The sequence below is a fragment of the Ruegeria atlantica genome, from assembly GCF_001458195.1.
In the GTDB taxonomy this organism is placed as follows: Bacteria; Pseudomonadota; Alphaproteobacteria; order Rhodobacterales; family Rhodobacteraceae; genus Ruegeria; species Ruegeria atlantica.
The window spans coordinates 23208-49615 of sequence record NZ_CYPU01000068.1; the positions used below are offsets into that span (position 1 = coordinate 23208).

General features: G+C 52.8%; 19 protein-coding genes, 1 tRNA gene and 2 pseudogenes. 8 read left to right on the forward strand and 14 right to left on the reverse strand.

Translation table 11 applies throughout. The features are described 5' to 3' along the window. Positions 1 to 8: 8 nt before the first annotated feature. Positions 9 to 4115 carry a non-ribosomal peptide synthetase gene (locus RUA4292_RS17075; protein ID WP_233493483.1) on the forward strand — a complete coding sequence of 1369 codons (4107 nt, stop codon included), beginning with the start codon at positions 9 to 11 and terminating at the stop codon, positions 4113 to 4115. A 1-nt stretch (position 4116) separates the two neighbouring features. Beyond that, positions 4117 to 7941: a non-ribosomal peptide synthetase gene (locus RUA4292_RS25395; RefSeq protein ID WP_058278693.1), complete on the forward strand. Its 3825-nt coding sequence runs from the start codon at positions 4117 to 4119 to the stop codon at positions 7939 to 7941. 103 nt (positions 7942 to 8044) lie between these two features. Here the strand turns inward: RUA4292_RS25395 and RUA4292_RS17085 are convergent, their stop codons facing one another. From RUA4292_RS17085 to RUA4292_RS17105, 5 genes and pseudogenes are all read right to left on the reverse strand, one after another. Continuing rightward, on the reverse strand, positions 8045 to 8752 hold the full coding sequence (locus RUA4292_RS17085) for an IS6 family transposase (protein WP_058278694.1): 708 nt from the start codon (positions 8750 to 8752) through the stop codon (positions 8045 to 8047). A gap of 221 nt (positions 8753 to 8973) precedes the next feature. After that, positions 8974 to 9519, reverse strand: a complete 546-nt coding sequence (locus RUA4292_RS17090) for a hypothetical protein (RefSeq protein ID WP_058278695.1) — start codon at positions 9517 to 9519, stop codon at positions 8974 to 8976. A 113-nt stretch (positions 9520 to 9632) separates the two neighbouring features. Further along, positions 9633 to 9824: a hypothetical protein gene (locus RUA4292_RS17095; RefSeq protein WP_058278696.1), complete on the reverse strand. Its 192-nt coding sequence runs from the start codon at positions 9822 to 9824 to the stop codon at positions 9633 to 9635. Positions 9825 to 10045: 221 nt separating this feature from the next. Beyond that, a pseudogene (locus RUA4292_RS17100) lies at positions 10046 to 10753 on the reverse strand (IS6 family transposase). 178 nt (positions 10754 to 10931) lie between these two features. Further along, positions 10932 to 12797, reverse strand: a complete 1866-nt coding sequence (locus RUA4292_RS17105; RefSeq protein ID WP_058278697.1) for an AMP-binding protein — start codon at positions 12795 to 12797, stop codon at positions 10932 to 10934. Between RUA4292_RS17105 and RUA4292_RS25400 the strand changes: the two genes are divergently transcribed. Then, positions 12796 to 13002: a hypothetical protein gene (locus tag RUA4292_RS25400; protein WP_233493484.1), complete on the forward strand. Its 207-nt coding sequence runs from the start codon at positions 12796 to 12798 to the stop codon at positions 13000 to 13002. The two genes, RUA4292_RS17105 and RUA4292_RS25400, sit on opposite strands and share 2 nt — an antisense overlap. 80 nt (positions 13003 to 13082) lie before the next feature. Then, positions 13083 to 14132 carry a GFA family protein gene (locus RUA4292_RS17110; protein ID WP_058278698.1) on the forward strand — a complete coding sequence of 350 codons (1050 nt, stop codon included), beginning with the start codon at positions 13083 to 13085 and terminating at the stop codon, positions 14130 to 14132. A 125-nt stretch (positions 14133 to 14257) separates the two neighbouring features. Here the strand turns inward: RUA4292_RS17110 and RUA4292_RS17115 are convergent, their stop codons facing one another. Genes RUA4292_RS17115 through RUA4292_RS17125 form a run of 3 tightly spaced genes read right to left on the reverse strand, consistent with a single transcriptional unit; the run spans position 14258 to position 16853 of the window. Beyond that, positions 14258 to 14668: a hypothetical protein gene (locus tag RUA4292_RS17115; RefSeq protein ID WP_058278699.1), complete on the reverse strand. Its 411-nt coding sequence runs from the start codon at positions 14666 to 14668 to the stop codon at positions 14258 to 14260. After that, positions 14665 to 15429, reverse strand: a complete 765-nt coding sequence (locus RUA4292_RS17120) for a DUF3299 domain-containing protein (RefSeq protein WP_058278700.1) — start codon at positions 15427 to 15429, stop codon at positions 14665 to 14667. The genes RUA4292_RS17115 and RUA4292_RS17120 overlap by 4 nt, the downstream gene beginning before the upstream one ends. Before the next feature lie 26 nt (positions 15430 to 15455). Continuing rightward, positions 15456 to 16853 (reverse strand): amidohydrolase family protein, encoded by a 1398-nt coding sequence (locus RUA4292_RS17125; RefSeq protein ID WP_082637179.1) that lies wholly within the window; start codon positions 16851 to 16853, stop codon positions 15456 to 15458. 142 nt (positions 16854 to 16995) lie between these two features. Between RUA4292_RS17125 and RUA4292_RS17130 the strand changes: the two genes are divergently transcribed. Next, complete coding sequence (locus RUA4292_RS17130) at positions 16996 to 18000, forward strand: helix-turn-helix domain-containing protein (protein WP_145975008.1); 1005 nt, start codon at positions 16996 to 16998, stop codon at positions 17998 to 18000. Between the two features lie 390 nt (positions 18001 to 18390). On the opposite strand, the gene RUA4292_RS25660 is transcribed toward RUA4292_RS17130, so the two are convergent. Both RUA4292_RS25660 and RUA4292_RS24215 read right to left on the reverse strand, forming a co-directional pair. After that, positions 18391 to 18495 carry a DUF4114 domain-containing protein gene (locus RUA4292_RS25660; RefSeq protein ID WP_082637180.1) on the reverse strand — a complete coding sequence of 35 codons (105 nt, stop codon included), beginning with the start codon at positions 18493 to 18495 and terminating at the stop codon, positions 18391 to 18393. After that, positions 18452 to 19819, reverse strand: coding sequence for a CAP domain-containing protein (locus RUA4292_RS24215; protein WP_082637181.1), 1368 nt, complete (start codon positions 19817 to 19819; stop codon positions 18452 to 18454). Before RUA4292_RS24215 ends, RUA4292_RS25660 begins: the two co-directional genes overlap by 44 nt. 1257 nt (positions 19820 to 21076) lie before the next feature. Between RUA4292_RS24215 and RUA4292_RS17145 the strand changes: the two are divergent. Beyond that, positions 21077 to 21415, forward strand: a pseudogene (locus tag RUA4292_RS17145) (transposase); the annotation flags it as partial. 112 nt (positions 21416 to 21527) lie between these two features. Here RUA4292_RS17145 and RUA4292_RS17150 read toward each other — a convergent pair. From RUA4292_RS17150 to RUA4292_RS17160, 3 genes are all read right to left on the reverse strand, one after another. Beyond that, positions 21528 to 21604, reverse strand: a tRNA-Arg gene (locus RUA4292_RS17150). Positions 21605 to 21625: 21 nt separating this feature from the next. Beyond that, the gene (locus RUA4292_RS17155; RefSeq protein WP_058278703.1) at positions 21626 to 22102 is read right to left on the reverse strand and encodes a GNAT family N-acetyltransferase; all 477 of its coding nucleotides are present in this window, start codon (positions 22100 to 22102) and stop codon (positions 21626 to 21628) included. Then, positions 22103 to 22414: an ETC complex I subunit gene (locus RUA4292_RS17160; RefSeq protein ID WP_058273439.1), complete on the reverse strand. Its 312-nt coding sequence runs from the start codon at positions 22412 to 22414 to the stop codon at positions 22103 to 22105. A 154-nt stretch (positions 22415 to 22568) separates the two neighbouring features. Between RUA4292_RS17160 and RUA4292_RS17165 the strand changes: the two genes are divergently transcribed. Continuing rightward, positions 22569 to 23048 (forward strand): SRPBCC family protein, encoded by a 480-nt coding sequence (locus RUA4292_RS17165; RefSeq protein ID WP_058278704.1) that lies wholly within the window; start codon positions 22569 to 22571, stop codon positions 23046 to 23048. 80 nt (positions 23049 to 23128) lie between these two features. Continuing rightward, positions 23129 to 25315, forward strand: coding sequence for an excinuclease ABC subunit UvrB (gene uvrB / locus RUA4292_RS17170; protein ID WP_058278705.1), 2187 nt, complete (start codon positions 23129 to 23131; stop codon positions 25313 to 25315). A gap of 7 nt (positions 25316 to 25322) precedes the next feature. On the opposite strand, the gene RUA4292_RS17175 is transcribed toward uvrB, so the two are convergent. Continuing rightward, positions 25323 to 26297: a DUF2971 domain-containing protein gene (locus RUA4292_RS17175; RefSeq protein ID WP_058278706.1), complete on the reverse strand. Its 975-nt coding sequence runs from the start codon at positions 26295 to 26297 to the stop codon at positions 25323 to 25325. Between the last annotated feature and the right edge of the window lie 111 nt (positions 26298 to 26408).

The window sequence follows — 26408 nt, forward strand, 5'->3', positions numbered from 1 at the left end:
TGGCTAACATGTCACATCCATTGTCTGAAAGCCAACTGAGGTTCTGGAAGGGCCATCTTCTGCAACCGGACCTGCCTGTTTACAATATGGCTTGGCGATTTGACCTGAACTTCGAGGTGGACTCCGATGTGTTTCGACGGGCGCTTTTCGAAACCGTTCAGGACAATGAAATTCTGCGCACGGTTTTTCGAGAAGGGACTGATGCGCCCATTCAAGTTGTCAAAGATGCAGTTGAAGGGCTTCTGGAGTGTAAGGACGCCAGTCAGTCGCCTGATGCGGCAACTGAATTGGAGCGTGAACTCGATGCGTGGGTTCAAATTCCGTTTGATCTAAGGCGTGAAACACTACGCAGCCAAGTGATCAAGTTGGCGGACGACCATTGGGTTTGGGCCGTATGTCAACATCACATCGTGTGTGATGCACAGTCCGGTGCTCTATTGTTTGATCAAGTGTCCCAACGCTATTCGGCTATCGATCATGACGGTGTTTTCACTGCTGAGCCGCTGCCAAGCTTTTTTGAAAGCCCGCCACTGCTCAACACCGCCGAGGTACTTGCGGCGCCTTCGCCTTTCCACCCGTCGTCCCCACCATACGGTAGTAACGCCAAGCGAGCAGGTTTTTCCAAACGTATTGCTGTGGAGATTTCGCAGGATATACAGGACACGCTTGAGCACGCTGTAACCCAATCGGAATTCCGCCTGTTCACTCCAGACTTATCGAAGCTTGCAATCTACCTGACGGCCTATTTTGGGTATTTGCATCGGGTCACAGGCGACGACCAGATCACCGTTGGATTGCCATCCCATAACCGCTTATCGGGCCAAGACAAAAGAACGCTGGGTCCATTTGTGGAAGTTCTGCCGTTAACTGTGGAGTTAGACGCTGACGACACGCTGTTGGATATACATGTAAAGGTTAAAACCGGGCTGGGCAGGTTTTTGAGGCGGGCGAAACCCGGCGCGGTTGCGAACATCGACACGTCGGGCATAAGCGCCGTTTGCAACTACATTCAAGCCGAGTTTGGAAGCTTCGCCGGGAAGCCGGCAACGGTGAAGTGGCTCCATAGCGGTGCGCATGACGCGGGCCATGCCATTCGTCTCCATATCATGGACTTTCACGGAAACGGCAAGCCAGAGCTGTTCCTGGATGTACACGAGGAAATCTTAGATAACGTACCGGCTGGGGCCCTGCAGAATCATTTCCTGCGTGTCCTGAAAGCTACGGTCGAGGTTCCGGATACGCGTTTAGCAGCGCTGGACATCGCTGCAGATAAGAAAGATCGGGCGATTGTATTTGGAGGACAAAACTTTGCGGTGGCGCCCGAAACAGTTTTGGACGCGTTCTCGGCACAAGTTATCAAATCCCCGGATTCAATTGCAGTGTCGTGTACCGACGACCAGATAACTTTCCGACAACTTGACCGGCGCAGCGATCAGATTGCAGCTTACCTCATTGGCCTCGGAATCCCGCGTGGGTCTCCCATAGCGATCAATCTGCCGCGATCCATGGATTTCATTTTGGTCATGTTGGGTGTGTTGAAAGCCAGTTGCAGCTTTGTGCCCATAGCTTCAAATACACCAAGCGCGCGTGCAGAACAGATTGTCAAAATATCAGGCGCTGCGGCAGTATTCGTGCCCCCTGACGATAACCGCGCTTTTGCTTGTCGCAGCTTGAACATCACACTGGTCAATGCAGATACACCACGCACTTTTGAGAGACCATCTGGCGGTGACCTTGCCTATGTCCTGTTTACCTCTGGTTCGACAGGTGTACCAAAAGGCGTTGAGGTCAATCACACAAACCTGTCACGATACATTCACTGGGCTGCAAAGACTTTCACAGGCAACCGCCCTACGCACTACGCATTCTTTTCTTCAATATCATTCGATCTGACACTGACGTCCTTATTCGCGCCGTTGGCTACCGGTGGGTCGATCCGTATCTATCCGGAGCACTCCGACCCTGACCTTGCAGTGCTAGACGTGTTTACCGAAGACGCGGTGGATGTCGTGAAATTGACCCCCTCTCACCTCGCCTTGGCTTGCAAACAGGGTCATGTTGTTGAGCGTATTCAGACGCTTGTTCTGGGTGGTGAGAACCTGACATCGCAACTCTGCCGCAAAGCGACCCAAGATCTATCACCGTCTTTAACTCTTATTAATGAATACGGCCCAACAGAAGCCGTCGTCGGCGCCATGCACCACACATATGACCCCGTTGCTGATACCGAGCCCTCGGTCCAAATAGGGTCTCCCGCAGCCGGTGTTTCGGTCAGTGTCAGGGATAAAGGCATGAACCTTTGCCCCATTGGTGTAACCGGAGAAATCGTTATCGGCGGCCGCTTGGCCGAGGGATATCTTGGCGCACCCTCCAAAACTGAAGGGAAATTCTTGGAGGATCCAAAAGCAATTCAAGGCAAGGTTTACCGAACTGGTGATTTGGGTCGTATCAATCGAAATGGGCGATTTGATTACCTTGGCCGGGCGGATCAACAAATAAAAATAGGCGGTGTGCGTTTCGAAGTCGCAGAGATTGACCGCGTTTTGCGACAATTGCCGAATGTGAATGCCGTTCATGTCTCGTTCGGATCAGCACCGTCTAGTGGCAGAGATAAGCAATGCAAAACATGTGGCCTTACGGATTCCGTGCCCGGGGTAGATTTTGTTGAAAACGATCTGTGCCATTTTTGCGCAGAATTCGACAACTACAAAGCCCGGGCGCAGGCCTACTTTAAGGATGAACCCGCGCTACAGCGCCAAATAGCGCGTGCAGCCGAAGCGAGCACCGGGGAATACGACGCGGTCATGATGCTGAGTGGCGGCAAAGACAGCACATACGCCGCCTATCGGCTTGCTGATTACACGTCGCGCGTGCTCGCCGTGACTTTGGACAATGGCTATATCTCTGAAAAGTCGAAGACGAATATTCAAAGGGTAGCAGAAGATCTTGGTTGGGATCATCGCTATCTCAGCACTGACAAGATGAACCAGATATTCGTCGACAGCCTGAAAACACACTCCAACGTGTGTCAGGGTTGTTTCAAGGCGCTATACACTTTGGCGTTCCGTACGGCTTTGGCCGATGGCGCGACTATGGTGGTGACAGGATTGTCCAGAGGACAGTTCTTTGAAACACGCTTGACCCCCGACCTGTTCCGCAACGCAGCCCCTACGTGCTCCCAGCTGGACGATATGGTTACCAAGGCGCGTAAAGCCTATCACGCAAAAGATGACGCGCTTTCCAAGCTTTTGGAAACGGATGACCTGAAAGATGGACGTTTTCTGGATCAGATCGAGGTGCTCGACATTTACCGCTACATCGACGTGCCCGTAGCTGAGATTTACGAGTTTCTTGATAAGGAAACTGCATGGCAACGCCCATCGGACACTGGTAGGTCGACCAATTGCCTGATCAATGACACCGGGATCTATTTGCACAAGTCACGCGAGGGGTACCACAACTACGCACTGCCCTATTCCTGGGATGTGCGCTTAGGCCACAAAACCCGCGAACAGGCATTAGAAGAGCTTAACGACGACATCGATACGCAGCGCGTCGAAGCGATCCTCGAAGAGATTGGATTTGACGAGCCCGTCAACCAACAAAAGCTATCCGTTTACGTGGCCGGTCGCGATATCGCAGAACAAGATGTTTGGCAGACACTAGAGGCCCATTTTCCAAGAGGCTTGTTGCCTGACGAAGTGGTTTTACTGAAGGATATGCCGCTTAGCCCCAATGGAAAGGTTGATGCATCCCGTCTGCCCAAAGGAAGCAGGCGAGGCGTGCAGCGCTCGGGCTTGGTTCCACCTGAGACGGAAACGGAACAAAAGTTGGCCGACATACTGTCTGCGGTGATGGGTAAACTCCAGATCGGTGCGACCGATGACTTTTTCGATCTAGGCGTCGACAGCCTTGCCGCGATAGAGATTGCTATGAAGGCCAATGAACAGGGGTTTGCCCTGCCTGCGACCTCGCTGTTTGAATACCGAACCGTTCGAGCACTTGCTGCACATGCAGACAATTTGTCGTCAGTCAGCATTGGGGAAGGCCCGGAAGAAGCTCTGCTCGATCTGGACGATGATGATCTTTCAAGCATCTCGGAGGCGCTGGGCTGACATGGGATATCCGCAAGGTGTAGCCGACATTCTTCCGCTGTCTTCCGCCCAGCGCGGGATATTGTTTCATGTCGATGACGAGGCGCAACTACACGGACAATATGTAGCTGTAGTCAGTTGCACGTTGCGGGGCCCTCTGGACCCAGTGCAGCTGAAAGTTGCGATGGAGTCTCTTATAAAAGCGCGCGACGTATTCCGAACCGGTTTCGTTTGGAAGGGTGTGAAGCAACCCGTTCAGGTCATCCAGGAACAGGTTAGCTTGCCGTGGACCGAATTGGATTGGACTGAGCATTCAGGTTTGGAACAGCGTTTCGACGACCTTCTGAAACTAGAGCAGCTACGGCAGTTTGATTTGAAGAGCCCCCCCTTGATGGCAGTTACAATGATCAAGGAAGCGCAAGACTGCTGGCGGTTTGTGTGGACAATTCATCACCTTATCAGTGATGGGTGGTCGACCGGCGTTTCGATTAGAGATCTCTTCGACCTTTACCATGGAAAAAGCCCTGCCGGTTCGATTGCGCCAAATTTCAAAACCTATCTGACCTGGCTCAAAAAACAGGGTCCACTGACGGACACTGCGTTTTGGACCGATTACTTTGTGGGCTTGGAAGCGCCCTGCTTGCTTCCTGAACTGGACAGCCGAAATCAGTCTCCGACCCAGGTCTCGTACGCCGAGCGATTAGGCAGCGACTTGATGGAGAGCGTAAATCGGGCTTCGGCAGAATTGAAGGTCACACCAAATACGGTTTTGTCTGTGGCTTGGGCATTGGTCTTGCGCAGGTATCTCGGGCAAAACGACATCGTGTTTGGTACCACGACTGCAGGACGTCCACCTGAAATCCCCAATATTTCTCAAGCCGTTGGTGCATTCATAAGCACACTGCCAGTACGTTTCAAAATCGATCCGTCCCAATCAGTGGGCGAGCTCCTACAAGACCACACTAGCACCGAGTTGAAACGACTAAAACATGAGCACGCCTCGCTCGCAGACGTACAAAGCTGCGCCCCGTTCGCAAGTGGAACCCCCGTTTTCGATACGCTGTTTGTGAATGAAGGCGTTCAGAAACAAGATTTCGTCTTTGACGACATTGAGATCACTGGTCTTAAGACAGCGCAGTTCAGCAATTATCCCTTAACGCTTCTTGTGACGCCGCAGAAAGATTTGGATGTTGAAATCTATTTCGACCCAGAACGTATTTCCGCCGAAGCCATTCGGTCGTGCCTTGAAAGCTACAAACGCGTCTTGTTTGCAATTGCCAATGATCCTACAACGCCAATAAGCAACCTGATGAAAGACGGTGCTAACCCGGTTTACATCTTACCCGCGCCAAAAGCTGAAACTGTCATTCATCGCTTCCTGCAACACGCTGACGCTTCGCCAAATGCGGTCGCAATATCTGACAACCACAAAACGGTAACTTATTCCGAACTGTCGAAACGCGCGCGGCAACTAGCCTTTTCACTGCTCAAAGCTGGTGTGACTGAAGACGATATAGTCCCTGTAGCTTTGCCGCGTGGCGTGGATGCAATTGCAGCCTTTTTGGGCGTGATGATGTCAGGTGCAGCATATGTTCCGCTGGATCTGAATTATCCGGAAATTCGTCTCTCGCAGATGATGGAAACGGTCAAGCCCCGTTTCATTGTGACGTCACGAACGTCGCAAAATAACCTGCCCACCAAATCTGCTCATCCGGTTCTAGTTGACGTGCTCGATCAGGCGATCCACCCGGACGATGTTAAGCTCGGTGCGCGTGCCTATGTCATGTTCACGTCCGGGTCAGAAAACAAACCCAAAGGTGTTGAGATCTCTCACTCAGCGCTGGCCGTATCAACGGTCGCGCGAGATGAGGTTTACGGTGCTGCGCCCGAAGTCTACCTACTGCTGTCCTCTTTGGCGTTTGACAGCTCTGTTGCCGGAATTTACTGGACCCTTTGCACTGGCGGGCATTTGGTCGTCGCCGAGAAACGCGCCGAGCAAAGTCCGAACCAGTTAGGAGAATTAATCTCCCGACACAATGTGACCCATACTCTGTGCCTACCGAGCTTGGCTCGCGCGCTTCTGATGTCCGTACCGCAAAGTGATTTGCAAAGCCTACGGGTTCTAATCGCCGCTGGAGAAGCACTCTACGACAGCCTGCCTCACGAATTAAAAGAGTTGCTGCCCAATTGCGTATTGATGAATGAGTATGGGCCGACGGAGGGTACGGTTTGGTGCACTTCGTTTGATGCCACGGCTTTTGAAGAAGGCCCGATTGTTCCAATTGGGAAGGCAATTCCCGGAACCTGGGTGGGCGTCTTCGATAACGATGATTGCCCCGCTGAACCGGGGATAACCGGTGAAATCATTGTTGCTGGCCACACAGTCGCAAACAGCTATCTACACGATTCGGAATACACAAAAAATCGGTTCTTTGAATTTGGGGGTGAAGGCATCCGGGCGTATAGAACAGGCGATCTTGGGGTTGCTGACGCCTCGGGATGCATCACGTTCTTGGGCCGCCGGGACAAACAAATCAAAATACGCGGACATCGAGTCGAGCTTTCGGAAATTGAGGCTGCTGCTCAAGTTGTTACTGAACAACGCCGTATAGCTGCCGTTTCATTGGCGCTTTCGGGCTCCAATAGTATTATCTTGGCGATAGAATGCGGACCCAGCGACCCGATTTGTGAGGCCGCCGCGCGTCACATTGAGGCCAGTCTTCCAGAACCTTTCCATCCAAGTTCGGTTGTTGGTGTTGAAGTGTTTCCTATTCTTCCGAACGGAAAGTTGGATCAAAACGCACTTAAGGCTATGGTCACCGAGCACCTGCAATCCCACGTTGGCGCACCCCCGAAGACAGAGCTCGAGGAGCAAATAGCCGCAATTTTTTCCGAAACGCTGAATACGCGATGTCAGACGAGAAACGGCAATTTCTTTGATTTGGGGGGCGACAGTTTGGCGACACTTTCGGCCTATGCCAGGGGTTGCGAGCAAGGAATTCACTTTGAACCAACCGATCTTTTTAGTTGCCCAACAGTTGCTGAACTGGCCAAAAGGGTATCCGAGAGGCGCGCGGGCGAGATGTTCTCTGGGAGCGAAAGCGCTATTCAGATTTCCAGCCAAGGAACGAGCAAAACAACAGTCTTAATTGCGCATTGCTCTGTCAAGTTCAGCCGGTATATGGCCCGAAGCTTGGGTCCAGACCATTCCGTTGTGCATATTCCAAGCCATCGGACAGAAGGTACTCCCGTTCCGTTTGACCGGTCTGTCAGCGACCTTGCATCCGAAGCTATTTCTCATCTTAAACAGACCAATAAGGCCGGTCCATTTGTTCTGTGCGGGTATTCCGCCGGATGTCCGATTGCCATGGAAATGGCAAGACAATTAGGGCAGGAAAAAACCCTTGGTATGATCCTTTTGGACCCTCCGTTCAAAATGGTCGGGGCAGAACCGGAGTTACAGCCCTTGTACTTTCGCTCGTACAAAAGACTGCGCTACATCATCAAAGGCTGGAAACGCCGCTTTAAAGCACGGCGCGTCGTTCCTGAAATCAAGCGCATTCTAGCTGAGCAACCTGAAGCTGAAGAAGCGAGGATCAGGGGTGTCGAAATTGCCCACGAATTGGCGATCAGTAATTTTCGCGTGCCTCGCTTTGATCCCCCGGCACACGTGTTTTTGTCACGCGGCAACCCCTCTCTGACTGGCGGCGACGTTTTGGATACGCACTTGCGGGACAAAAGCCTTTACAGCCTAGACATGAAGCATGTGGAGCTAATGAGCCGACCAGACGTTTTTGCAACTATCGCTTCTGTGATTTCGGAATGCGTAGACCGCAGGATTCGATAACCTCTAAACTCTGATCCCACATTTAAACTGGCTTATCTAATGGCAAAAAGGGTGGTGTCAGACGAATTCGAACCAGTCTCAGTTTACCGCCAAATGCCGGAACTTATGCTGAACAAAGTTGACGCCACTCAGTGAGAGCAACGGCGCGGTTGAGCTTGAAATTATCGCGGTTGTAGAGGTGGCGTTCCAGATTAAAGTGGTTGTGAACCGAAGAGTGAACATCGGAGAATTTCTGCAGGCTTTTCATCTGACGAAACCGCAGCATCACCCGTTCTCGTCGTCGAAACGGCTGGTGCGAATTCTCGCTTCGATTGTTCCGCCAGCGGCCGGTTTCCTGCTTCTGTGCATTGCCTATGATTTTCATGGCAGCACCGTAGGATCGAAGTTTGTCCGTCACGACGACATGTGGGCTCCCATAGCGTTTCATTGCTTTCCTGAGGAATTTCAACGCGGCTTTGCGATCTCGGCGCTTGGTCACATAACTTTCCAGCACCTCGCCTTCGTGATCCACAGCCCGCCATAGGTAGTGCGTCTCGCCATTGATCTTCACGAAGACCTCGTCCAGATGCCACTGCCAGTTCGAATAAGATCGCATCCGATTGACCCTGTTTCTGCGGATCTCTGCCGCGAATATCGGGCCAAATCTGTTCCACCAATAACGCACAGTTTCGTGGCTGATCTCGATGCCGCGCTCGTGCAAAAGATCTTCAACATTGCGAAGCGAAAGCGGAAACCGAACATACATCATGACGGCCAGACGGATGATCTCGGGGCTCGTCTTGAAGTAGCGAAAAGGGCTGCGTCTTGTCATCCTGCGACGCTAAGTGCTCGCCCTGCCCGCCTCAATAAGTTTCTTCTGACAGCGCCCCTTATCCCTTTTTGGAAGGCAGGTTTTCTCCACCTTTCGACGCCCAATTTGGACCAACAATGTTAAGAGCTTTGGGTGGCTGGAACTGGTGGGGCGAGTTGTTCCATTGGTGGCGACATAGGAAACAACAGGTACGCCTTATAAGGTTGCGCTGCGGACGACACCTATTCTTCAACAATTCCCACAGCGATACCTTCCGTGAAGCTCAGAGCTACTCTGTCTCCCGGGCTAAGCTGTTCAACAAACTCACGACCAACATCCGTTTCAACCTCAATCATTTGTTCAGTGCCGCTGCTGTCTGTCACAGTGGCGATTGAGCTCGCGGCGTCGAAGGAAACAAAAGTCAGAATTAACGTGACCATCGTTCCGGCAGCTACGCCCGGTGTTGATCCCTCTGCAGCCTGGCCTTCCAATTCAACCATACTGTCAACCTCGCCGGGGAACGCCATGTTTGCGGCTACCCCCAGTGTGTATACGGCTTTGACTGTGTCGCCTTCTTCAATTTGGTCGAAGTTTACGACTTCCGGTCCTGCAACAATGGTCTCTTCTTCGCCCGTCTCCGAGTTTTGCAGCACGATAAGCCGAGTGTCCGGATCAACCGACTTAACTGTCGCATCGGCTTCGATGGTCACGCTGCGCTCAGCTGTTTGAGCAACACTGAGCGCGGGCAAAATCAAGAAAAATGCGGGCGCAAGAAGTTTGATTAGCATGTCTTCTCCTCATGAGATTGATGATGGAAGTCTGCAAAGTAGCACACAGTTTCGTAGGATAGCCAAACGTTGCCACACCGCTTCGCAGTTTCAAAGATGTTTGTCAGTCAGCATCACCAAGGACCGAAGTTCTCGAACATCAGGTTTTCGCCAGACAGCGCACGCGTAGTCTTGAATGCTTGGGCGGACAATGCTCCCATGATCCTCGCGACGCCCGCTAGGCTTCCTGCTTCGCAAACGGAAAGGAGATAGGGTGCGTCAGCCCATTCCAGGTTCCGATCTGATCGTGCTTTCTGTGCTTTCATGCAAACTCCATATGCAATTGGCTATAATTTACTTGCAGAATTTAACACCTCTATATTGATGAAGTAATTGGAGGATGCAGTATGAGTGACAAGTTGGAGTTGCCGAAGCGTAAAGGGTCAAAACCCGATACAACGCAAAAAACCTCACTCTCAACTGACCCAGCACGGGGTGCTGTCAGACAAATTCGAACCAGTCTCAGCTAGGCCAATAGAACTGCCCTTTAAGCCGCACCAAGTTCGCGCCACTCGGCAAGAGCGGCGGCGCGGGTCAGCTTGAAGGTGTCTCGGCGGGTGAGAGATCTTTCCTGGTTGAAGTGGTTGTTGACGGAAGAATGAACAGCGGCGAACTTCTGCAGACTTCGCATCCGCCTGAACCGCTGCATCGCGCGTTCTCGTCGTCGGAATGGGAGGTGCGAGTTCTCAACTCGATTGTTGAGCCACCTTCCCGTCTGTTGTTTTTCTAGCGCTCCCATATCTTTGAGTGCCGCCTTGTAGGATGCAAAACGGTCGGTCACGATCTCGACCGCCGTGCCGTGTCGCTTCATCAATTTCTTAAGGAATTTCAGTGCTGCAGCTTTGTTTCGGCGTTTAGTGACAACGGCTTCCAGCACCTCGCCCTCGTGATCAACAGCCCGCCACAGATAGTGTCGCTTGCCATTCACCTTCACAAAGACCTCGTCGACGTGCCATTTCTATTTCGAGTATGCTCGCAATTGCTGAACTCGCTTTTGTCTGATCTCGGAGGCAAACATCGGGCCGAACCTGTTCCACCAATATCGGACGGTTTCGTGGCTCACCTCAATTCCCCGTTCGTGCAATAGGTCTTCCACGTTTCGAAGCGACAATGGGAACCGAACGTACAGCATGACTGCCAGACGAATGACCTCTGGTCTGGTCTTGAAGTACTTGAATGGCGACTGTTTGATCATGCGCGAAGGCTACGAGAGCACCCTGCCCGCCTCAACCCAAGTTCTTCTGACAAGACCATCTCAGGGCTGGTCTTGAAGTAGCGAAGTGGATTGGGATTTGTCATCCCACGAAGCTACGGAACCACCCTGATCGCCTTAAACCGATTTCCTCTGACGATGCCGTGTTGAGAGTTGTCCCCTACGATCCCACTTCAACGCGCGTCTCGAAAAGGAAGTCATGAAGCTTCTTTTCAACGCTGGACCTAGACGACGCGTCTGTCTCAGACAGGCACACTGTGACGCAAAGTCCGCGTGGCCCGCCGGCCTCCACTTGCACGTGAGCGTCGGGCAACTTCAGTTGTTCACGAAGCAGATTTGATACTACCAGCTTTGCAGCATCGCACCGCAGACTTGGCTTGAAGATTTTGCCGACTGACGTCAGCGGTATCTCATCAACAATCTTAATAATCTTCGGCCAAGCTGGTCTTTCATCGATAGTGTTCTGAGCATGTGCCATTAGTTCTTCAACGGTAACCTCATCGGATGTGTGGACCTGAATGAAACATATCGGCAGTTCTCCGGCATAAGGATCGGGCATGCCGACCGCTGCTGCCAACGCGACAGCAGGGTGGGTACTCATCGCATTTTCAATCATGACCGGATCGATATTGTGGCCGCTTCGGATAATCAGATCTTTGGAGCGTCCGGCAACATAAAGGCACCCATTCGCATCTTTGCACCCCAAGTCGCCCGAATTCAGGACACCGTCTACGAACACCTCACTGTTGAATTCTGGAACGCTGTAGCCGGGCGACACGTGAGGACCTTTGATGGCTACAACACCGATTTCGCCAATCTCACACACCGCTCCAAGACCACCATCGCTTTCCAGCTTTAGAACGTCGACATTTGTGTAAGGTAACGCCCAGCCAACTGAACCTGCAGTACCCGTACCGCAGAGTGGATCGATACTGATCAATCCGGAAGCTTCCGTCATGCCCAGAATTTCAAAAAGAGTGCAGCCGGTCACTTCCTTGAACTTCTGACCGACCGCAGGCGGTAGCAATGAAGCGCCAGTCGCGCCCGCCCGCACATGCGAGATGTCATGATCGCCAATTGGCGTTTGCAAGATCGCCCCAATAGCAGTTGGTACGCCGCCAACAATTGTAACCTTGTATTGTGCAACAAGACGCCAAAAGCTTGCGACAACTGCTGGGTTTCGCAGACCGGCAGGAGTCATTACGAGCAGTTCAACGCCTGCCATAAAGCAACTGAGGCCGCCGACAATCGTTCCGGCGACGTGAAAAAGAGGAAAAGTAGCGGTAAATACATCATCAGAGCGAAAGCCACACATGACAGCTCCCCCGAATGCTGCGACCAGCTGGCTGCGGTGGGTGTGCGCAACAAGCTTTGGTACACCGGTTGTGCCCCCGGTGTGAAAATAGGCCGCCAGATCTGAACCCCTGCGCGCCTCCCCAAAAGTCAGATGATCATCAGGTTGGGCCATCAAAGCACCGGCAAGGTCAATAACTCCTTCTTCGGGCGGTGTACCCGGCGGAGAAACGCGCACAAGTACGAGGCCTGGAACCTGCTCCCTTATTGCTAGAGCTTTCTCCCAAATATCCAGCTGTGGATGAGGGCCAAGAGCAACAAGGATCTTTGCCTCGGAGGCTTTGAGAAGTTCTGCTATGCTCTCAGGCTGCAAAAGAAAATTGATCGGAACAGCGTACCCAGCCGTTTCTGCTCCCCACAAAGTGACGTGGGTTTCAATCAAAGCGGGCAGCATAAACGCAACACCCGGCGCTTCACCTCCAATCGCCGCAAAGAGATTTGCAGCGCGCATTATCTGTCCCAGCAACTGTTTATATGTCACACGACGCGGCTCTTCGTCTTCAGTTCCGGTTATCAGCATTGTCAGCGCAGTCGCATCAGGATCGCGGTCAGCGCTGTTGATAAAGACATCCAAGATGCTTTGCTCAGGTAAACGCTCTTCAAGCGTCATTTCTGCTTCGAACTCAGAAATGTCACTTTGAGTCCTGATCGGCTGTGTGCCCAGATTGACCATGGGATCTCCTTCAACTTCAGGAAAGTGTCACCTGAGCTTTGGTCGAGCAGCCGAACTTTGCAACACCAACATACAAGATAAAGCACAAAAACAAGCCAATCTACGAAATGCCGCTTTGTCCCGCAAAGTGGAAATGCATCGTGATTTTGCGAATGACCGCGTGGAGCCCAGAGCAGTTTTTTTGAAAGACAAAACAAACGTGTGAATGATCATCCCTCGGGCTATGGCGATTTATGTTAAGCTGTACAGAAACCAGCAGATACATAACAGTTCTAAGGAATAGAGATGGAACGCAAATTGGCGGCCATTCTGGCCACGGATGTTGTTGGTTTCGCGGGGCTGGTTTCGCGCGACGAGAGCGGAACATTGGCCGAGTTGGTACGTCTGGAACGTGAAATCATCCGCATGCAAGTTGAGGCGAACCGAGGCCGTGTTTTCAAGTCTACTGGCGACGGATTCTTGGCTGAGTTCTCAAGCGTAATTGAGGCGGTCAACTGTGCAATTGGCATTCAAAAAGCGTCCGCGCTCGAAGCCCGTCAGTCGAACATGGATAATGCACTCATCTTGCGTATCGGGGTCTCTCTTGGTGATGTCGTTGTACATGGGGCAGATATATTGGGAGATGGTGTTAATATTGCCGCTCGGCTCGAAGCAATGGCCGAGCCAGGAGGAATAGCGGTCTCCGGCGAAGTGATGGCGCAAATAAATGGTAAGGTAGACATTCCACTTGCGGATTGCGGGCACAAAAAACTAAAAAGCACGGATACTTCAGTCCATGTTTACATGACCCAGTCAAAGCGCGGCGAAGAAGGCGGGTTTCTGGATTTCGAAAAGGACGAATTGGCAAAGACTATGGTAAAGGGCGGCTGCATTTGTGGAGCCGTCCGGTACGAAGTTAATGCACCCGCGATCAGTACAGGGTATTGCCATTGCAGCTGCTGTAGAAAATTCTCTGGGTCAGCGGTCAATGCGTGGACGGCTTTTCCCGTTTCTGCTGTTCGATTTCTTGATGAAGAGCCCGTGTATTTCGCGACTACCCCAATAGCCAAACGGGGCTTCTGCGCCAAGTGCGGAGCAAGCCTAACCGACCAACTCGTTCAGCCGAGGGAAACGGCTTACTTGGTTATGCACACTTCAAGCCTCGATAACCCAGAAAACTTCGCTCCATCGGTCCACTCCGGGATAGAAAGCAAAATGCCTTGGTTCGACATTTTGGATGACTTGCCTCGTACACGGTCAGCAGATTCCAAGGTATTACTGGAGGCATGGTCAAGTGTCGGCTTACCTGACCCGGAAACTTGGGGGCCTCTGGCCAAACCGCCAGAAGCTTTCTAGAACCCGCGCGATGTCGGCTTTGTCCGCACAGCGGTCGTTTACGCCGAGCGCGGCGAATGACTGCTTCGAGCCCATACCTCCCAGATGCTGCTGAGCAGCCCTATCTGACGGGTCCAACGTGATTGTTAGTGCATGATCGGCCTGTGTTCCATCGGGATGATGGTTTCTGGTGCCGGAGGGCGATAACTGTGCCGGTCTTCGATCTTGAATGTCAGAGACCCCCGTTCAGTCGCCTGCCAACTGCCATAGAACCGCGCAATTCCGCTGGCAGCTTCGCCCTCCCCCAGATCCGCGTTCGTGGTTTGGCCCAACGCCAAATAGTCCACGTTGAACCGAAACCCACCCTCAGCCAGTCGGTCTTTCCACTGAAACCAACCCGGTGCAATATTGAGCGGAAAATCGGAACGATATTGCGGATCAGTTAGCCCATCTCCGGGCTCTAGATCAGCTTCGACGGAAGATGGCCCGGATAATCCCTGAGCCGACGCTGCGCCAGCAAAGACAATACTCAGTGCGACAACGAGAAGTCTTATCATTCAGACGCCTTTGCCCCGCCGGTCTTGCGACTGCCCGCCGCTCGGATACGATCAGCGGCGCGCTGCTTCCATTCCAGCCTGTCTGCTTCGGTTTCCAGAGTTTCGACACGTTCCGTATCCAACTGGAATGTCGCATTCATAGGCATGAGGCCGTCCACAACCATCATATTCTGAACAGTGGGATCGATAGTCAGTGTGCCCGTCAGCCGAACGGGTTCGTGGAAATAGCTGGGCGTCCAGTCGCCATTCAACCGCACACGGATCATCTGGTTGGGCGGGGGCGGGGGCATGTGGCTACACATACCTCGTTCTGGCACTAGATACGCCACAGATCGCCCGTCTGGATCGCTCGGGCCCGAAATGGCAAAGCCCGCGATTGTTATTGTTTGACCGTCGAGTTGAGGATTTCCACTCGTTCCTGCCTTTCGTCGCCGTTCTTTCACAAACTCTCGCTGATCGAGCAGCCAGTCGACATCAACGCCAACTCCCGCCAAGGCATCCTCGGTCTCGGTCAGAAGCTCCTGCCATTTCTGTCTTTCTTCCACGCTGCCAGCGTCTTGCTGCAGCCTGCCACGTATCCGCACAAAGAAAAGGACGTCGTCGAACTGTTCGGGGCTGAGGTCCCGATAGGGATCTTCATAGACCTGCACAGATGGGTCTGGAAGATCGACCCAGTCCAGCGCTGTTCCTGGCGTTGCCATGGCGGAATGACCGTAACAGGCCAAACCCGCGAGCAAGACGGAACGAAACCAAAAGAACATGAATACTCTCCGGTCGAGTTTTGGGGTTATTTCAGTGTATTTTTGTATATCACACCGTCCTTCATGATCAGCCGGATCGTTTCAGGGCTTTCCGGCCTCGGATCGGCACCAAACCACTGATCACCCGTGCCAACGACCGAGAAGTCTTCGAGGGGGTTACCATCGATCAGCAGGATGTCCGCATAGGCCCCTTCCTCGATCACACCCAGTTTTCCAGCGGTATACGGGTTCATAAAATCCCCTGACAGAGCGACGACTTCACCGCCCGTCGATGTCAGCGTGACCATGGACGTATAGGGGCCGAAAAAATCATTGTTTAAGTGTTTTTCGTAGGCAATCTGGATATTGCACGCCTCCACCGAACCAACACAGTCTGTCTGGAAACCCCGCTTCACCGGGCATTCTTTCATATTGTCGATATAGCCAGCAAATGTGGCCGACGCAGACTTTGCCTTGGCAAGGCTCGCCGGCACGTTCGCCACAGCTGGAATGTCGAGAAGGCCGGGGTCAAATGCAGTTAGGTTTGTTGTAATGAACGCACCCTTCTCGTTCATGACTTCGGCAATTTCGCAGTCAAAAGAAAAACCGTGTTCGATTGACATCACACCCGCGTCGAGCGCACTCAGGATAGCTTCCTTACGATAGGAATGCGCCATGACATAGCTGCCATATTCATTCGCGACCTGGACGGCGGCTCTGATTTCTTCGGGCGACCCGGCCAGCAATTGCCAAGGGTCGAATGCCGACACGACACCCCCGGATTGCATGAATTTCAATTGCGTCGCGCCCATACGAAAGTTGTTACGTGCGAATTTATAGACGTCATCAACACCACTGACCTCCTGAGCCATGTTCAGCCGACCCATGTTTGTCTCCGAACCAGGTGGTGCCGTGAAATTCGCGAAGTCAGCGTGACCACCGCGTGTTCCAATAAATGCCCCAGATGGATAGTAACGAGGACCCTCGATTTGCCCCGAGTCTATCGCCCTACGTAGTCCGCCATTAGCGCCACCGGCATCCCGGACAGTGGTGAAACCCTGCATCAAATACATCTCGGCCATCCGCGCACCGTGTATGGCAAAATCCTCCCAGGTCGTGTTGGCCTCCATCGCAGGCAAGGTCGGTCCCATCAGCATGAGATGCGCGTGCAGTTCAATAAACCCGGGGGTCAGTGTCCGCCCCTCTCCGTCAATGACTGTAGCATTGGGGGCATCGATCGCATCGGTTGATACGGACTTAATCAGGTTGCCCTCGACCAATACGCTGGCATTCTCGATGCGCTGTTCATTCACGCCATCGAAGATGTGCACGTTGGTAAACAACGTTTGGGGTTCTCCTTGATCCTGAGCCTGCGCGGACGCTGAAAAAGAAAGACCTGCAGCGACAATTACCGTCGAGCAAAGCGACATTCGTAGACCGGACATAAGTACTCCCTTCATATTCATGTTTTGCCAACAGTAGTCCGGAAAACTTTGCCTCGGTTGCCACTTTTGAATTAGGATGTTCGAATGTGATTATAAAAATGGCCACTGAATACAAATACTAATCATCACAAGGGTGACGAGCTTGCCTTTCAACTCCACCTCTCAAGAGCATAGCGAGGGCTTTATTCGCCTCTCCTTAGCCGCTCCGTTTTTACAATATCTCACCGAACGCAAGATCAATCCGCAACCAGCATTGGACCAGGTCGGATTGAAAGTCGAACTATTGTCTGACCCATCCGTGTTCGTTCACTCAGAGCTGGTCTACGGTTTGGTGAATGCCTTCTCAGAAGTATCAGGGGATCGATACCTAGGACTGAATGTAGGTGAGGTGTTTGACCTACAAGGATGGCCGCCCTTCGCTCAAGCCTTGCAATCTACAAAAACGCTATACGAGTTTTTTACCCGCTTTGTTGGGCTCGTACCGCAGGAGTCCAATTCTGTGCGGCACAGCCTTGTTATTGAAGCAGACAAAGCGACTTATCGTATCGAGAGGCAACAGGAACCAACTGTCCCACCCATTCAGGTGACCGGTTTTGGTGCTGCAATCTATGTACGCCTATTGCAGACCGTCGTCGGAGATGCCTGGGATCCTTCCCGCGTGCGATGGGAAAGCAGATACATCAATGGGCTGCCTATCGACTACAAAGGGATCGAGGTTGGCCTTGGGACTGATCCCGGAATGCAAATTAGTTTTCCTGTGGAATGGTTGTTTTTGCACCATGTCTCTGAGGGCTCTGCCAAGCCCATAGCTTCACCTCAACAAGAGGAAGAAGTAACCGTGGTGGCAGCTTTGCGCTCTGTCTTACGCGACAAACTAGATGAAACCAATTTGGGGCCAGAGATAGTGGCTGGAATGCTGGGAATACGCCCGGAACGGTTTCTGAAAGCGCTTCAGCAACAAGGCACAACTCTACCCCGTGAAATCAAACGGCTGCGTGTCGATGTCGCCAAAGAGCACCTCAAAGAAGACCAGATGACAATTGCGGAGATTGGTCTGATGCTCGGCTATTCCGACAAGTCCCATTTCACTAGGTTTTTCCGAGGTCAGACTGGCATGGCACCGACAAAATTCCGCCTTGGATCATAATTACGGTGCGAATACTCGGATTGGCAGCCCACAGTTTCCCAATGATTTTCCAAACAGGGCAAACAAAAATTTGGAACACATTTTATAGAGTCCGTATCTAAGGATTGAAAAAGGAAAATTGCCCTCTCGGCCCCATTGGCATGACATGCAGTGCTGTGCCATCGCTGCAGCAACTCTTTGATTTTGTGCGGTCGGCCAAATACTTGATCGCAGCAAGCTGTCATATTCTAGTAAACCGTCACGCAATTTTTGCTACTTTCAAACCACTGACAACACTTTCGGCTTTCGCTCCCCATTGAGTCTATCAATAGGATCATTTGATCATCTAGATCGCTTTGACAGGCGTGCGATGGATTTAAACGTGTTTAGCATTATTCGCTCTGCATGACGCTACCCGACCGTAAGTGAGTCATCCTCATCCCTGGTGACGTTAAACACCACATCCTCGAAGTCATAGTCGCCCCCACCCGTTAAGTCCTCGAAACCGATGGTCATTGACTAGGCCACCCGACACGATACCCGAAAGCGCGTGTCGCTGATCGTCACTGTTCAAGGCCGCCTTATCGGCGTGAAACGTGGTAACGCCAGCAGAATTCCCATTCACAGTCAAAACGAAATCAAATTCGTCGTCCACGTCTGCCATGCCACCATTGCTGGCAACAAAATTCAGATCGTCGCTGTCTGGAAGGGCCTGGGCCCAATCAGCACCATCCTGTACAATAAAGAACCCAAGGTGGCTTCCGTCGGTCACGTTACTAAAGTTCACTATTCCATTCGCATCATTGGTGTTTTCAAAAATCAGTCGAACATTCGCAATTTCGCCATTGCACAGAATGTCGTAAACGCCAAGGACATTGTTAAAGTCCGCGGTTCCAAGGTCGACCATTTGAATCCGAAAATCCGCCGTGCCGTTGCCTTCGAGAAAGGACTTGTTGACGATGCTGGTGTCAACTCTGACTCCAGGCGCAAGGTCAGGTAGAAAATTTGCATAGCTGACCACAATGTTTCCATCCTTGGCGATGGCAAAAAAGTCGCCGCCTGTCTGCTCACCGTCCAGAGAAATAGTCAGGTCCGTCGTGCCGTCACCATCAAGATCGAAACCCACGTTCGAGCCATCGGTGAAACGGATGTTGGACCGGTTTAGCTCAACCCCTTCGATGACCAGGAATTTTCCCACGCCAAACCCGCTGACAATACTCTGCTCCAGTTCTTCCGGTGTCACTCTGAGTGTGTCCGTGCCCCCGAACGACAGATTCTCGTGCGAAGATGTCGATACCGGACTTGCTAGTTCGTCTGGATCGGGAACGAGGGTCGCCGGATCTGCTGGCGTATCGGAACCACCTGCACCCGAACCGGCACCAGTGTCCAACTGGACACTCGCCGTAGTACGGGCAAAATTCTGGGTCGCAATGACGGCGGGAGTACCACCGAATGAGCCAATTTCAATTCCGATGCCGATATATGCCAAGTTCGGATTCAGGATGTTGGCGCGGTGATCGGGGATGTTCATAAGTGCATTGTGTAAATCAACGACATCGTCCGAAAATCCCGGATCTCCGCGTTGGCTTTGCCAAGCAATGTTCTCGGCGGTGGACCAGGGCCCGGACAACACAAAACCCGCGTCACGCATGCGCTGGGTGGCCGAGCTACCGCCCTCGCCCGTATGCGAGAAGCTACCGGATTCCAGCATCCACTGGCTGTGCTCTTCGGCCGAAGCGTTTAAGCGGAGTTCCAGCTGCACAGGATCAAGTCCGCGCGATGCACGTTCTGCATTGATCAAATTTAGCATTTCACGCTCAAGCGTGCTGGCCTGCGACATCACCCATCCCCTGATTCAGCGCAATCTTCGAAGCAAACTCGTTCAAATTTCCACAAACTGCAGTCTAAAAAACGCGCGCAAGCTTTAAACGGCAGAGTTTCGCTCGACGGGGCAGTGCGAACGGCGATATTTTGCAAAACTCACTCCGCGATATCCAAGTACGGTCTGGGTTTCTCTTGGTTTATAGTGACAAGTCTAGATTGCTTAGTGATTTTTCACCAGCGCGGCTTGTTAGATTGACATTTGCCTGGCATTAGAACCGGGCTGAGCATTGCGAAAAACAAAACATGCAAACAGGTGCGACGCGCGTAACTCGTACCCCCTCAAAAAAATCGTTAAACCCCATCATGCGCGCCGCTTCACACAGTTACCTGTTGGAAGTTTTCTAACTAGGACCATGTCGTGAAACATGCGGCTACGCTCTGACACTTAATTACCGTAATGCGTGGTTCTTTGTAGTTGACTTGGAATACGTGAGGCGACACGCCGAACTAAGTAACCCCCTCAAATCCAGTCAAAAAACTAGAATTTACTAGTAACAAGACGTGCCACCCAATCTAAAAGTAGCGCGTTTTGAAAGAATGTGTCCACATTTCTTCTTGAACCCCTTAGTTTACGATTTGAAAACAGACTGTTTCCAAAAAACTTGCATTTTTACGGGGTTTTCATAATGTTAACGAAATCGCGAATACGTATTCTAAATTAAGAATTACTTCACCCCCCCCCCTCCGAGACAAGAATAGGGGTTGGCCTGTACCCCCTCTGCCAACCTCTAATCTTGTTCTGGCCCTTAGGTAGCTTGTCTGGCGCAGGAACGTCATGTCGCTCCGACCATTCCTTTATGGCTGCCCAATGATCCTGAGGTTTGGCGACATATCTACGTGAGTGCAGATCCTCAATCGTTTGTTGCAAAGGCAGATACCACTGAATCTTAAGTTTAATGCCATGACGCTTGGCCCAAGCGCGAAGGACAGTTTCCCATTCGCCCTCGGAGTGGGATTCCAAGTCCGCGTGAAGGTCAAATGGGATTCGGTTAGGCCAATCAGTCGATGAGAACAAATACAGAACATAGTAGGCTTGTCCGACCAGATATTGCCGCTTACCGTCTGTATTGTGTGCAATCTGTGCTCCAACAAAAGTCCTCGGAAGCAATGCGCAATCTGTTCGGCGTATCGCCGGATCTGGACAGGCTAGGGTTAGGGCGCATTGATTTTCAACTCGCGGCCTGATTCACGGATTCCAAAATGGAGTGGTGATATGAGCGACATTTACTGGCTGGCCAACGAGCAAATGGCCAAGCTTTCCCCTTTCTTCCCGAAGTCGCACGGCAAGCCACGGGTCGATGACAAGAGAGTGCTGAGCGGGATTATCTTCATCAATCGCAACGGGTTGCGCTGGCGCGACGCTCTCAAGGAATACGGGCAGCATAAGACGCTGTACAGCCGGTGGAAACGATGGAGCGAGAAAGGCATCTTCGCGCGGATGATGGTCGGCCTGGCTTCCGAACATGGCGAGGAAAAAACCGTGATGATCGACGCGACTTATCTAAAGGCCCACCGCATCGCGACAAGCATGACCCAGAACGCGGGGGCTAGACACAGCCATTTTGCAATGGTGGAAATAGCGTTTTGTCCCCCATATGTCCCCCAGATATCAGAAGACCGGTAAAATAGGCAGATCATTAGTCGCTTAAGTGTATAAAATAAATTGGCGATCCCGGAAGGACTCGAACCCTCAACCTGCTGATTAGAAGTCAGCTGCTCTATCCAGTTGAGCTACGGGACCGCTGGGCCCTTCTTGCTGTTTTTACTTCCGGGGTTCAAGAGCCAAGCGCATAAAGGCGCTGTTCGGGTCGTCTTCATATCCAAAAATCGGACCGCAATAGGAATACCCAAGCCGTTCGTATAGCTTACGGGCGGCCGCATATTCCGGCAGATGTTCCGAACCTGTTTCCAGAACCAAAGCCGCCACCCCTTGGATGCCGGCCTCATCTGTCAGGTGGTTCATCATCTGACGCGCCAGACCGCGTCCACGCACCTTCGAGATGATGTGAACAGACTTCACCTCGGCCGTTCCGTCCGGCAACGCCTTTAACGCTCCACATCCGACGGGCTGTCCGTCCTCAAACATGGCCCAGAACCTGATGCCCTCGGCAGCCAGAGCCTGGGCATCCATGGTATGGTTGCTTTCCGCAGGTCCTGCAGCTTCGCCATGGGCGAAATGCGCCTCGATCAATGGGCGCAGCGCGTCCGAGGTCGGATCCGCCTCATGGATTTCGATCATTTAGTGGGTCCAGGGCGCACGCCGATCGGTGGCGAAATTCTCACCATAGCCGCGCGAACGCAGGTTGGGTTTGCGTTTGTGCGGTTCGCTAACCTGGACTTCGATGCCATTGTCTTTGGCATAATCCAGGGCCTCTTCCTTGGTGTCGAACTTCAGGCGCACTTGAGATTGCGTATCGTCGGAAGACGTCCAGCCCATCAGCGGATCAACCTCACGCGACGACGCGGGCGCGTATTCCAGAACCCATTTGCGGGTCTTGGCCATCCCCGAAGTCATTGCGTTCCTGGCAGGCTTGTAAATCCGTGCGCGCATGTCGCCCCTCCGTCCTCACTTGGCTGAGATTGTTTATGCGTCAGAGTACAGGCTGGGACAAGATGGGAATTGTCGCGGCTGGTCACGCCCTGATGTCAGAAACTGTCATCAGGGCCTTTTATAAATCGTGCAACGCCATCAAGAGGACCCCAACATGATCCACCATAGAAAAAGCCTGGAAATCGACGCCCGGCCCGAATCCCTTTGGGCTATTCTAAGCCGTTTCATGCATATCGACGAATTCGCACCACAAGTCGCCTCGGTGGACGCGCTGACGACTGGGCAAGACGGCGTCGGGTCGAAACGGCGTTGCCACTTTGAAAACGGCACCTCGCTGGTCGAGGAAGTGACCGATTGGCAAGTCAACAAAGGCTATCGCGTACACTTGTCCGAGATGCCGGCGATGCCTTTGACCCAAGCACATGCGTCCATCACCATCGAACCCCTCGCGAATGGCCATTCGCGGGTCGTCTGGAGCATGGATTACCAGATGAAATATGGCCCACTGGGCTGGCTGATGGGTCAAACACTGATGAAGGCGATGATGGGCCGGGTTCTGGAGAGCAATCTGAAAGCGCTGGCCAACAAGGTGCAATCGGTTCAAATCCCCGATGCACAGTATGCCTATTACTGAAACTGAGTTTCTGAACCGGATCAGGCCTTGCAGTTGGACAAAATAAGAACAAATGTAAGGGCCTGACCCGGAGCCTGCCTATGCCCTATGCCCATTCCGACAAGACACAGCTGACCGCTGATGACGTTCGCGCGCGCCTGAAACTCGAAGGTGGCAAGCAGTTCGTCATGCATACCGAGTTTGCGCCTGCTGGTGATCAGCCAACTGCGATCAAGGAACTGACCAGCGGTATCTTTGACGGCGAAAGAGAACAGGTTCTGCTGGGCGCGACGGGAACCGGCAAGACGTTCACTATGGCCAAAGTGATCGAAGAAACCCAACGCCCTGCAATCATCCTTGCGCCCAACAAGACGCTGGCGGCCCAGCTTTATGGCGAATTCAAAGGCTTCTTCCCGGAAAACTCGGTCGAATACTTCGTCTCCTACTACGACTATTACCAGCCCGAGGCCTATGTCGCGCGGTCGGATACCTATATCGAGAAAGAATCCCAGATCAACGAACAGATCGACCGGATGCGCCACTCGGCCACCCGCGCGCTGCTGGAACGCGATGACGTGATCATCGTGGCCTCGGTCTCGTGCATCTACGGTATCGGCTCGGTCGAAACTTACGGGGCGATGACGCAGGATCTGAAGGTCGGCAACGAATACGACCAGCGTCAGATCATGGCCGATCTGGTCGCCCAGCAATACCGCCGCAATGATCAGGCGTTTCAGCGCGGTTCGTTCCGGGTTCGGGGCGATTCACTGGAAATCTGGCCTGCTCACCTTGAGGACCGGGCGTGGAAGTTTTCGTTCTTTGGTGAGGAGTTGGAGACTATCACCGAATTCGACCCGCTGACCGGCGAACGCGCCGCGTCGATGGATCAGGTGCGGGTCTATGCGAATTCACACTACGTAACACCGAAACCAACGATGAACCAAGCGATCATCGGCATCAAAAAGGAACTGCGCATCCGGCTGGACCAGCTGGTCGGCGAGGGCAAACTGCTGGAGGCCCAACGCCTGGAACAGCGCACCAACTTCGATCTGGAAATGCTTGAGGCCACTGGCGTCTGCAACGGGATCGAAAACTACTCGCGCTATCTGACCGGCCGCGCACCGGGTGAGCCGCCCCCGACGCTGTTCGAATTCATCCCCGACAATGCCATCGTCTTCGCCGATGAATCCCATGTCAGCGTGCCGCAGATCGGCGGCATGTACCGGGGCGACTATCGGCGCAAGTTCACGCTGGCCGAACACGGGTTCCGCCTACCGTCCTGCATGGACAACCGCCCCCTCAAGTTCGAGGAATGGGACGCCATGCGCCCGCAATCTGTCTTCGTTTCCGCCACGCCTGCGAAGTGGGAGATCGAACAGACCGGCGGTGTCTTCACCGAACAGGTGATCCGCCCAACAGGCCTGTTGGACCCCGAGGTCGAAATCCGCCCTGTCGGCATGCAGGTCGACGACCTGCTGGACGAGGTGCGCAAGGTCGCCGCCGATGGCTATCGCACGCTGGTCACCACCCTGACCAAACGCATGGCCGAGGATCTGACCGAATACATGCACGAACAGGGCATCAAGGTCCGCTACATGCACTCGGATATCGACACGCTGGAACGTATCGAAATCCTGCGCGACCTGCGTCTGGGGGCGTTCGACGTGCTGATCGGGATCAACCTGCTGCGCGAGGGGCTCGACATCCCCGAATGCGGTCTGGTCGCCATTCTGGACGCCGATAAGGAAGGCTTCCTGCGATCCGAGACCTCACTGGTTCAGACCATCGGCCGCGCCGCACGGAACGCTGACGGGCGGGTGATCATGTATGCCGACAAGATCACCGGCAGCATGGAGCGCGCGCTGGGCGAAACCAACCGCCGCCGCGCCAAGCAGGTCGCCTATAACGAAGAACACGGCATCACCCCCGCGACCGTACAAAAGAATGTCGAGGATGTTCTGGCCGGTCTCTACAAGGGCGACGTCGACATGAACCGCGTCACCGCCACCATCGACAAACCGATGCACGGCGCGAACCTCGAAGCCCATCTGGACGGTCTGCGCGACAGGATGCGCAAAGCCGCCGAGAACCTGGAATTCGAAGAGGCCGCCAACATCCGGGATGAGATCAAACGTCTGGAAGCGGTCGATCTGGCCATCGCCGACGACCCCATGGCGCGCCAATGGGCGGTCGAGAAAGCCTCGGAAGATGCAGTGAAATCGCGTGGGAGGTCAACGGCTGGCAGGCCGGGGCAGCGGGGTGGGAATGTGAAGCGGAGAAAGCGGTAGGAATCCTTTACTGCCGACGATACGGAATGTTCGCTCCCCGCACTTTCTTCGCCAATGTAGTTTTCTTAAATTCTTGCAGCATCTTGCGGGTCGCCATCACAGAAATTGGCGTACTGGCTGTTGGGCCAAGAATTACCGCGTCAGCTAAATTTTCATAGGAATAGTCCATGCCAAAGATGCGGCTAAGCGCTCCCATATTCAGCTTCAGGCGAGGCTCGATTCCACGGCCTGAAATCGAGTAGCTCTTCATCTTCTCAAATTGAGATTCTGGATCGCGGTCTTTCAAATATGCAAGGCGCCACTCTTGTTCTTCTCGAAACCCGACGTCCTTTGAAAAGATCGAGGCCAACACAATCCTCTTAAACACTTCTTTGGCAAGAGTAGGGACCGCAGCATCATCAAATTCGACTTTTCTCAAGAACTCCGCGACAGAACTGAATAGCCTGTTAATCCAAGCTAACCGCTCTTGCGCAGTGCCGTAGACTACCTTTGCCAAGACAAGGCCACGCTGTGGAACACTCGTCAGCTTCGCAGTGTCTAAAACAATCGCAGCACCCCCACCATCAGCGCCATAGGCTCTCCACATCGACAGTTTTCCGTTGGGCTCACGATCATCGTATTGCGACAAACAACCAACGTACAATTCGGCTATCTCACTCGTTCCATATTCGTCATAGCAAGATTGAAAACTAGCTAGAAAAAGATCACATCTCTGCTTTGTTTGTAGTGAGTTTAGCAGCCTTTCATGCTGATATATCGCTCGCAGTGACGCGTTGATCCCAAATGCAACTTCTTCATAGTCATTCATTACTAAAGGGTTAGAAAGCCAGAGCTCATCATTCTTCAACATGCTCTCAAGCACAAAAAGCGAGGAATAATGTGCCAGCTTTGGTCGCGCCGTTTCAAATTCATTTTCGGCGGGTAAGTCCGAGTATAGAAACTGAACAAACTGCTGGATCGGATCTGCGTGTTGGGCTGACACTAATCTACTTCGTATTGGTTAATTGGTCTCCAAAACCTGTCTACGTTCGCGCTCATTTGCAAGCGTTAGTTGTATCATGTTGCGTCTTCCACGGCACTTCAAACTTGCAGC

Coding starts and splice junctions, on each gene's coding strand:
- RUA4292_RS17075 (WP_233493483.1), top strand. CDS start 9: ATGTCACATCCATTGTCTGAAAGCCAACTGAGGTTCTGGAAGGGCCAT.
- RUA4292_RS25395 (WP_058278693.1), top strand. CDS start 4,117: ATGGGATATCCGCAAGGTGTAGCCGACATTCTTCCGCTGTCTTCCGCC.
- RUA4292_RS17085 (WP_058278694.1), bottom strand. CDS start 8,752: ATGACAAGACGCAGCCCTTTTCGCTACTTCAAGACGAGCCCCGAGATC.
- RUA4292_RS17090 (WP_058278695.1), bottom strand. CDS start 9,519: ATGCTAATCAAACTTCTTGCGCCCGCATTTTTCTTGATTTTGCCCGCG.
- RUA4292_RS17095 (WP_058278696.1), bottom strand. CDS start 9,824: ATGAAAGCACAGAAAGCACGATCAGATCGGAACCTGGAATGGGCTGAC.
- RUA4292_RS25400 (WP_233493484.1), top strand. CDS start 12,796: ATGGGATCTCCTTCAACTTCAGGAAAGTGTCACCTGAGCTTTGGTCGA.
- RUA4292_RS17105 (WP_058278697.1), bottom strand. CDS start 12,797: ATGGTCAATCTGGGCACACAGCCGATCAGGACTCAAAGTGACATTTCT.
- RUA4292_RS17110 (WP_058278698.1), top strand. CDS start 13,083: ATGGAACGCAAATTGGCGGCCATTCTGGCCACGGATGTTGTTGGTTTC.
- RUA4292_RS17115 (WP_058278699.1), bottom strand. CDS start 14,668: ATGATAAGACTTCTCGTTGTCGCACTGAGTATTGTCTTTGCTGGCGCA.
- RUA4292_RS17120 (WP_058278700.1), bottom strand. CDS start 15,429: ATGTTCTTTTGGTTTCGTTCCGTCTTGCTCGCGGGTTTGGCCTGTTAC.
- RUA4292_RS17125 (WP_082637179.1), bottom strand. CDS start 16,853: ATGTCCGGTCTACGAATGTCGCTTTGCTCGACGGTAATTGTCGCTGCA.
- RUA4292_RS25660 (WP_082637180.1), bottom strand. CDS start 18,495: ATGACCATCGGTTTCGAGGACTTAACGGGTGGGGGCGACTATGACTTC.
- RUA4292_RS24215 (WP_082637181.1), bottom strand. CDS start 19,819: ATGTCGCAGGCCAGCACGCTTGAGCGTGAAATGCTAAATTTGATCAAT.
- RUA4292_RS17155 (WP_058278703.1), bottom strand. CDS start 22,102: ATGATCGAAATCCATGAGGCGGATCCGACCTCGGACGCGCTGCGCCCA.
- RUA4292_RS17160 (WP_058273439.1), bottom strand. CDS start 22,414: ATGCGCGCACGGATTTACAAGCCTGCCAGGAACGCAATGACTTCGGGG.
- RUA4292_RS17165 (WP_058278704.1), top strand. CDS start 22,569: ATGATCCACCATAGAAAAAGCCTGGAAATCGACGCCCGGCCCGAATCC.
- uvrB (WP_058278705.1), top strand. CDS start 23,129: ATGCCCTATGCCCATTCCGACAAGACACAGCTGACCGCTGATGACGTT.